General features: G+C 67.4%; 2 protein-coding genes. Both read right to left on the bottom strand.

Annotated features, from left to right (window positions below; all coding sequences use genetic code 11):
• Window positions 1-32: 32 nt before the first annotated feature.
• Window positions 33-953 carry an IS3 family transposase gene (locus VT52_RS32770; RefSeq protein ID WP_046427526.1) on the bottom strand — a complete coding sequence of 307 codons (921 nt, stop codon included), beginning with the start codon at window positions 951-953 and terminating at the stop codon, window positions 33-35.
• Window positions 950-1258, bottom strand: coding sequence for a transposase (locus VT52_RS32765; protein WP_046427525.1), 309 nt, complete (start codon window positions 1256-1258; stop codon window positions 950-952). Before VT52_RS32765 ends, VT52_RS32770 begins: the two co-directional genes overlap by 4 nt.
• Window positions 1259-1407 lie beyond the last annotated feature (149 nt).

Below are 1407 nucleotides of genomic sequence, written 5' to 3'. Positions count from 1 at the left end.
CTGAGGTTCCCCCGCTGCGCGGGAGTGGTTGACTAGCAGGTCAGGGCGGGTTGACGTGGTTTCAGATTCACTTGTTCGGCCGTTGCCCGGCTGGCGTAGTGCTTCTCCTCGTACTCGATCGGGCTGAGGTAGCCGAGCCGTTTCTGGATGCGGCGGGGGTTGTAGAAACCGTCGAGATACTCGAAGAGCGTGAGATTCGCTTCGGCTCTGGTGGCGAAGACGCGGCCGCGGATGCACTCGGTCTTGATGACCATCCACAGGTTCTCCGCGAGGGCGTTGTCGAACGAGTCGCCGACCGAGCCCATGGACGCCTGGATCCCTGCCCTGACCAGGCGTGTTGTGAGCTTCACGGACGTGTATTGACAGCCGTGGTCGGCGTGGTGAATGAGCTCGCCGGGGGCGACTTCGCGGCTGGCCAGGGCGTATTCGAGCGTGGTCAGGACCAGGTCGGCGTCGGCGCGGGCTGAGGTTTCCCAGGCCACCACCCGGCGGGAGAACGCGTCGCGGATCGCGGACAGCCACAGCGGGCCCTCCTCGGTCGCGATCATGGTCAGGTCGGTGACCCACAGGCGGTTCGGCCCGTTCGCGGTGAAGTCGCGTTGCACCAGGTCAGGGGCGAGGTCGGCGTATGGGTCCCGGCGGGTGAAGCCCTTGCTCCGGCGGGGGCTGATCCCGGCGAGGCCGGCCTGGCGCATGAGCCGCTCGACACGCTTGCGGCCGACGTGGACGCCCTCACGCTTGAGGACGGCATGCACGCGGGGTGAGCCGTAGATCCCGCCGGAATCGGCGTGGACCTGCCGGATCATGCCCGTCAGCTCGGCGTCCTGGCGGTGCCGCTCGCATGGCTCCTTCTCGGCCAGGCGCCAGCGGTAGTAGGTGGATGAGGGGATGGAAAGTTCCCGGAGTACAGGCTCGACCCCCAGGTGCGGGTGCGCGTCGAGGAGCGCGGTCACCTGGGCCGGGTCGGGTCGAGCTGGGCCGCGAAAAAAGCCGAGGCCGTCCGCAGGACCTCGTTCGCCCGTCGCAGTTCCCGCACCTCGCGCCGCAACTGAGCCAGCTCGTCCTTCTCCTCGGTGGTGAGCATGTCGTTACGTTCGCCGGCGTCGGCCTCGGCCTGGCGGATCCAGTTGCGCAGGGCCTCGTGGTGCACACCGAGTTCCTCGGCCATGCGGCGGATCACGGGCTTCGGCTCGGCGGTCCGGTACATCCGGACCGCACGCTCACGCAACTCCAGCGGGTACTTCCTCGGTGCAGGCATCGTCTGGGCTCCTCTCGTGACACCCATCTGACCCTCTGTCACCTCTTCCCGCATCTCGGGGGAACCTCAGCTTGGCGTTTAACCTCGCTGGGCTTGGTGTTCCTTGATCGATTCGGCGCGCTTGACGGTCTTGCCGACGTCGTGGCGCC

Origin of the sequence: Streptomyces malaysiense, assembly GCF_000980885.2 — a bacterium.
Taxonomy (GTDB): domain Bacteria; phylum Actinomycetota; class Actinomycetes; order Streptomycetales; family Streptomycetaceae; genus Streptomyces; species Streptomyces malaysiense.
Note: the sequence above shows the minus strand (reverse complement) of the source record. Positions and strands in the feature narration are given on the sequence as shown.